The 6,408-nt window shown below is 77.9% G+C and carries 6 protein-coding genes and 1 tRNA gene; 5 read left to right on the top strand and 2 right to left on the bottom strand.

Annotated elements, in window-relative coordinates:
* Positions 1 to 9: 9 nt before the first annotated feature.
* Both G6556_RS16290 and G6556_RS16285 read right to left on the bottom strand, forming a co-directional pair.
* Positions 10 to 537: a MarR family transcriptional regulator gene (locus G6556_RS16290; RefSeq protein ID WP_166943770.1), complete on the bottom strand. Its 528-nt coding sequence runs from the start codon at positions 535 to 537 to the stop codon at positions 10 to 12.
* 10 nt (positions 538 to 547) lie between these two features.
* Complete coding sequence (locus tag G6556_RS16285; protein WP_166943772.1) at positions 548 to 1,243, bottom strand: TetR/AcrR family transcriptional regulator; 696 nt, start codon at positions 1,241 to 1,243, stop codon at positions 548 to 550.
* Positions 1,244 to 1,405: 162 nt separating this feature from the next.
* On the opposite strand from G6556_RS16285, the gene G6556_RS16280 reads away from it, so the two are divergent.
* The 5 genes from G6556_RS16280 to G6556_RS16260 all read left to right on the top strand — a co-directional run bounded on the left by G6556_RS16280 (position 1,406) and on the right by G6556_RS16260 (position 6,319).
* Positions 1,406 to 1,477, top strand: a tRNA-Gln gene (locus G6556_RS16280).
* A gap of 28 nt (positions 1,478 to 1,505) precedes the next feature.
* Positions 1,506 to 2,777: a histidine kinase gene (locus G6556_RS20305; RefSeq protein WP_166943768.1), complete on the top strand. Its 1,272-nt coding sequence runs from the start codon at positions 1,506 to 1,508 to the stop codon at positions 2,775 to 2,777.
* Complete coding sequence (locus G6556_RS16270; protein WP_166943766.1) at positions 2,774 to 3,445, top strand: response regulator transcription factor; 672 nt, start codon at positions 2,774 to 2,776, stop codon at positions 3,443 to 3,445. Before G6556_RS20305 ends, G6556_RS16270 begins: the two co-directional genes overlap by 4 nt.
* A 151-nt stretch (positions 3,446 to 3,596) precedes the next feature.
* Positions 3,597 to 4,388, top strand: a complete 792-nt coding sequence (locus tag G6556_RS16265; protein ID WP_166943764.1) for an ABC transporter ATP-binding protein — start codon at positions 3,597 to 3,599, stop codon at positions 4,386 to 4,388.
* Entirely contained in the window at positions 4,385 to 6,319 is a 1,935-nt protein-coding gene (locus G6556_RS16260; RefSeq protein ID WP_166943762.1) for an ABC transporter permease, read from the top strand. The genes G6556_RS16265 and G6556_RS16260 overlap by 4 nt, the downstream gene beginning before the upstream one ends.
* Positions 6,320 to 6,408: the final 89 nt, after the last annotated feature.

Here is a 6,408-nt window from a genome sequence, read left to right as displayed (position 1 = left end):
GGGTGGGGGTCAGGGGGTGTCGAACGGGGCGACGAGGGTGCGCAGCAGGTCCGCGAGGCGGTCGCGCTCGGGGGCCGGCAGCGAGGCCAGCAGGTCCCGCTCGATCTCCAGCAGCGTCGACATCGCGGCGTCCACCCGCGCGCGGCCCTCGTCGGTCAGGCTGACCAGCACGCCGCGCCGGTCGTCGGGGGACGGCAGCCGCTCGACCAGGGCGCGGGACGCCAGCCGGTCGATGCGGTTCGTCATCGTCCCGCTGGTCACCAGCGTCTGGGTCAGCAGCGCCCCCGGCGACATCCGGTAGGGCGCGCCGGCTCGGCGCAGCGCGGACAGCACGTCGAACTCCCACGGCTCCAGGCCGTGCCGGGCGAACGCCTGCCGCCGCGCGAGGTCGAGGTGCCGGGACAGCCGGGTGACGCGGGACAGCACCGACAGCGGCGCCACGTCCAGGTCGGGGCGCTCGCGCGCCCACGCCGCGACGATCCGGTCCACCTCGTCCCGGGGCGCACCGGGCTGACCCTGTGGAACGGCTGCCGACATGCGGGCGAGGTTACTCGACGGGTGCCGCCCCGTCGGGCTCCGCGGCCGCGTCGCCGGGTCGCGCGCCCTCCGTCCTCGCGCGCGGCTTCGCGGCGCGCCTCCTCGGCTCCGGGGCGGTCGTCAGCCGCGGGCGGCGCTCCAGGCCGGACAGCCCGTTCCACGCGAGGTTCACCAGCGCGGCGGCGACGTCCGCCTTCTTGGGGCTGCGCGCGTCCAGCCAGTGCTGGCCGGTGAGCGCGACCATCCCGACCAGCATCTGGGCGTAGATCGGCGCCGTGCGTGGGTCCAGGTGCTGCTTCGTGAACTGCGCCGCCAGCAGGTGCTCGACCTGGGTCGCCACGTCGCCGATCAGGCTGGAGAACGTGCCGGTCGCCTGCGCCACCGGGGAGTCGCGCACCAGGATGCGGAAGCCGTCCTCGGAGTCCTCGATGTAGCCCAGCAGCGCGAGCGCCGACCGCTCGACCATCACCTTGGGGTGGCCGCCCTCGTCCAGGGCACCGGTCAGCGCGCTGGTCAGGGCCTGGATCTCCCGGTCGATCACGACGGCGTAGATGCCCTCCTTGCCGCCGAAGTGCTCGTACACGACGGGCTTGGACACCTCCGCGCGGGCGGCGATCTCCTCGACCGACGTGCCCTCGAAGCCCTTCTCGGCGAACAGCCGGCGGCTCACGTCGAGCAGCTGCTCGCGCCGCTGCGTCGCGGTCATGCGGGCGCGCGTCGTCCGTGGCGTGCGGCGGGGCTCGGCGGTCATCGGGCCATCCTCGCAGGCGCGCGACGCGGGCGGGGGCGGTGGTGGTGCCCGCCGGGTGCGTCCCGGGCTGGCAGACTGGCCGCCGACGCGGGGCGCCGGGACGCCCGGGACCCGCGGTCCGCCCTGGTGTAACGGCAGCACGCAGGCCTTTGGAGCCTTGAGGTCCGGGTTCGAATCCTGGGGGCGGAGCCGCGCCGCCGCGCGCTGCCGTGCGACGATGCCCGACGTGCCCGTGACGCCCGCGTCCGCCGCCGTCCCCCTGCGGGCGGCCATCCGGCGTGGGGACGTCGTCGCGGCGGGGGTGACGCTCGCGATCGGGGTCGCCGGGCTGCTCGCGCTGCCGGCGGTCGCCGCGATGGAGCCCGCCGAGCCGGTGCCGGTGCCGCCGCCGGGTGCGCCCGGGTGGTGGCTGGTCGTCGCCGCGCTGGTGGTGCAGGCGGGCGCGGTCGCCGTGGCCCGGGTGGCGCCGCGCGCGGCGCTGCTGGTCGTGGCGCTGGTCCCGCTCGGGGTGACGGCCGCGGGCGGCGGGCCGGCGGTGGCGGCGTCCGGCCTGCTCACGGTCGCGGTCGTGGTGGTCGTGTACCGCGCGGTGGTCGCGTGGTCGCTCGCCCGGCTGCGCGGGGCGCTGGTCCTGGCGGTCGTGCTGCTCGCGGTGGCCTCCGGCGTCGCGGGGGCCGGGGCGGTCGACGCGCCGGGGACGCCGCTCGTCGTGCTCGCGGCCGCGGCGCAGTCGGTGGCGGTGGTCGCGCTCGGGCTGGTGCCGGCGCTGGTGGTGTCGTCGCGGCGGGCGGTCCGGGCGGCGCAGGAGGGCGAGCTGCGCGCCCTCGCCGGCGAGCAGGAGGCGCGGGTCAGAACCGCGCTGGCGGAGCAGCGGACCGCGATGGCGCGCGAGCTGCACGACATCGCCGCGCACCACCTGTCCGGGATCGCGCTGATGGCCTCCGCGATCGACCGGCAGATCACCACCGACCCCGAGGCGGCGCGGCAGGGCGTGCGCGAGGTGCGGGAGCAGAGCCGCGTCGTGCTGGCGGACCTGCGGCGGCTGGTCGGGCTGCTGCGCCAGGACGACGGGGCCGAGACGTCGGCGCTGACGCTGGCGGCCGTCCGGGACCTGGTCGGCGCCGACGCCGTCCTGGACGTGCTGCCGGCCGACGCCGACCCGGGCGACGGCGTCGGGCCGCTGGCCCAGCTCGCCGGGTACCGGATGGTGCAGGAGTCGCTCGCGAACGCCCGGGCCCACGCGCCGGACGCCGCCTGCCGGGTGACGGTCGACGCCCGGGCCGCCGACGTCGTGGTCCTGACGGTGCGGAACGGTCCGCCCGGCCGCGAGCCGGTCCCGTCCGAGCACGGCGGCCACGGCCTGCGGGGGATGCGCGAGCGCGCCGAGCTCGTGGGCGCCGACCTGCGGCACGGCCCCACGCCCGACGGGGGCTGGGAGGTCCGGCTCGTGCTGCCGCGCGAGCCCCGAGCAGAGGAGACCGCCCCGTGACCCGGGTGCTCATCGCCGACGACCAGCCCCTGGTGCGCGCGGGCCTGTCCGCGCTGCTCGCCGCCGAGCCCGACCTCGAGGTCGTGGGCGTCGCGGCCGACGGGGACGAGGCGGTCGCGCTGGCCCGCAGCACCGCGCCCGACGTGGCGGTCCTCGACATCCGGATGCCCGGCCGGAACGGGATCAGCGTCGCCCGGGAGCTGTGCGGGCCGGAGGCGGAGCGGCCGGTGCCGGTCCTGGTGCTGACCACGTTCGACCTGGACGACTACGTGTTCGGCGCGCTGGAGGCGGGCGCCTCGGGGTTCCTGCTCAAGGACGCCGAGCCCGAGGAGATCGTCCGGGCGGTGCGGCACGTCGCGTCGGGCCGGGGGACGCTCGACCAGGCGCTGACCCACCGGGTGCTGCGGGAGTTCGCGGACCGCCGCCGGCTGCAGCCCGTCTCGGTGCAGCGCGGGGCGGACGTGCTGACCGCCCGGGAGCAGGACATCCTGCGGCTGCTCGCCCAGGGGATGTCGAACGAGGAGATCGCCGCGGAGCTGGTGGTCGAGGTGTCGACGGTGAAGTCGCACCTCGCGCGGATGATGCCGAAGCTCGGGGTGCGGTCGCGGCTGCAGGCGGTCGTCTGGGCGTACCAGAACCGGGTGGTCACGGTCCCCGACGAGGGTTGACCGCCGGCGGGCGCGCGGCGGCGTCGGCCGCGGGGCGGACGGGTTGCGTCGAAGGATGCAGGCCCACGGGTTCCGTCGCAGGCGGCTGGAGGGGGCGGGTGCCGGATTCCTAGCGTCGAGGGGACGCAGAACCCCCGACGAGGAGACGACCATGAGCGCCACCGCACCCACCCCGACCAGCCCCGCGAGCCCGACCCCGGCCCCGCCGGCGACCGGCACCGAGCCCGCCGTGCTGCTGGACCGGGTCTACCGCACCTACCCCAACGGCAGCGGCACGATCGCCGCGCTCGCGGGGGTGTCCCTGGCGCTCGCCCCCGGCTCGTTCACGGCGGTCATGGGGCCGTCCGGCTCGGGCAAGTCGACGCTGCTGAACTGCGCCGCCGGCCTGGACCGCCCGTCGAGCGGCCGGGTCGTGGTCGGCGGGTCCGACCTCACGGCGATGTCGCCCGACGCGGTGACCCGGCTGCGCCGGGACCGGATCGGCTTCGTGTTCCAGGCGTACAACCTGGTCGGCCACCTGACCGTCGCGGAGAACATCGCGCTGCCCCTGCTGCTCGGCGGCCGCGAGCCCGACGCGCACCTGCGCCGCTACCTGATGGCGGCCGTGGGGCTCGAGGGCATGGACGACCGGCTGCCGGGCGAGCTGTCCGGCGGGCAGGCGCAGCGCGTCGCCATCGCCCGGGCGCTCATCACCCGGCCGGCGGTGGTGTTCGCCGACGAGCCGACCGGCGCCCTCGACTCGCACACCGGCGGGCAGGTGCTGGAGGTGCTGCGCTCGGCCGCGCAGACGCTCCAGCAGACGCTGGTGCTGGTCACCCACGACGCGCACGTGGCCGCCGCCGCGGACCGCGTGCTGTTCCTCGCCGACGGCCTGATCGCCGGGCACCTCGACGCGCCGACGACCGAGCAGGTCACGGCCCGGATGATCGAGCTGGGCCGATGAGCGCCGTCGGGACGATGGCCCGGTCCGCCGTCCGCGTGCACCGCGGCAGCCTGGCCGGCAGCGCGCTGGTCGTGGCGCTCGCGGCCGCGCTGCTCACCGCGACGGGCGTGTGGCTGGAGGCCGGCGTCCGGCTCGCCGCCGGGTCGGCCGACGACCCCGCCGCGTCGCTGCTGCTCACCGTCGCGTCGTCGTTCGCGGGGACCGCGGTGCTGATCGCGCTGCTGGTGGTGGCCTCCACGTTCGCCGGGGCGCTGCGCCCGCGGGCGCGGGAGTTCGCGCTGCTCCGGGCGGTCGGCGCGACCACGGGTCAGGTGCGCCGGCTGGTTACGGCGGAGGTGCTGCTGGTGTTCGCGGTCGCCGCGCCGCTCGGCGCCCTGCCGGGCCTGCTGCTCGCGCCGCTGCTGTCCGACGTGCTGGTGTCCGGCGGCGTGCTGCCCGCCGGGTACGTGCCCGGGCTGTCGCCGTGGCCGGTGCTCGGCGCACTCGCGCTGCTGGTGCCGACCGCCCTGCTCGGCGCGCGGCTGGCCGGGCGGGAGAGCGCGCAGCTCAGCCCCGCGAGCGCGGTGCAGCGCTCCGCGGTCGAGCCCCGGGGCATCCCGCGGGCCCGGACACTGACGGCCGCCGGGCTGGCAGTCGCCGGGCTGGCCGCCGCGCTCGTGCCGTTCGCGCTGCCCGGGCTGGGCGGGGCCGCGGCTGCGACGACGTCGGCGGTCGTGCTGCTGGTCGCCGCCGCGCTGGTCGGCCCGCTGCTGGTCCGGTGGGGCGCCGAGCGCGGGCTGCGGCTCACCCGCGGGTCCCGGGCCGTGCCGACGCTGGCGCTCACCAACGCCCGCGGGTTCTCCCGCCGGCTGACGGGGGCGGTGGTGCCGCTGGCGCTGCTGCTGGCGCTCGGCACCGTGCAGTCCGGGACCAACCGGGCGATCGTCGACGCGGCGGAGCAGCAGGTGCGCGACGGCGTCGTGGCGGACGTGGTGGCGCAGGACGCCTACGCGGACGGTCGCGGGGTGACCGACGCGCGGGCCGCCGAGGTCGCCGCGCTGCCCGGGGTCGCCGCCGCGGGCGTCACCGCCGGCGTGGCCGCGCAGGTCCGGACCGACCAGGACGACGAGGACCTGCCGTTCCTCGACGGCCTGTCCTGGGAGCCGACGACGCTGCGCACCGTGCCCGCCGAGTCGACGCTCCTCGACCCCGATGTGCGGTCCGGCTCGCTGGACGACCTCCGGCGCGACGGCACCATCGCGGTGAGCAGCGAGGCGACGCTCGGCGGCGCCGGCCTCGGCGATCCGGTGGAGGTGCGGCTCGGCGGGTCCGAGGTCGTGCTGACGGTCGTGGCGGTCTACGAGCGCGGGCTCGGGCTGGGCGACTACCTGGTCGGCTCCGGGACCGCGGTCGCCGCGGGGGCCGAGGGCGGCGTGCTGCTCGTCCGGGCGCAGGACCCGGCCGCGGCCGCGGACGTGCGGGCGGCGGTCGTGGCGACGGGCCTCGACGTCACCGGTCCCGCGGGGTACGCCCGGTCGGTGCGCGACGCGGCAGCCGGGGAGCAGGGCCTGGGGACGGCGCTGCTGCTGGCGCTGCTGGCGTTCGTCGCGGTGGCGGCGGGCACCACGCTGGTCGGGCTGGTCGGGTCGCGGCGGGCGGAGCTCGCGCTGCTGCGCCGCACGGGGGCGACCCGGACGCAGCTGATCCGGATGGTGGCTGCGGAGTCGGTGCTCATCACCGGCACCGCCGTCGCCGTCGGGCTGGCCGCGGTGCTGCCGGCGCTGCTCGGCGTGGGGCAGGGGCTGCTCGGGGTGCCGGTGCCGGTGGTGGACCCGGTGGTGCTGGGCGGGCTGCTGGCGGTCGTGGCGCTGATCGGGCTGACGCTGCCGGTCGCGGCGGCGGTGCGGGCGACGCGCCCGTCGGCCGGGGGTCTGACGGCCCGGGCCGGGTGAGGGCCCGGGTCGGCGCGGGGCTGTTCCCCACCCGATCGTCGCGCTGCCTCCTGATCGTGAGGGTGACGGCGCGACGATCGGGTGGGGAC

This window comes from Cellulomonas sp. IC4_254 (assembly GCF_011603975.1).
GTDB lineage: Bacteria > Actinomycetota > Actinomycetes > Actinomycetales > Cellulomonadaceae > Cellulomonas.
Note: the sequence above shows the minus strand (reverse complement) of the source record. Positions and strands in the feature narration are given on the sequence as shown.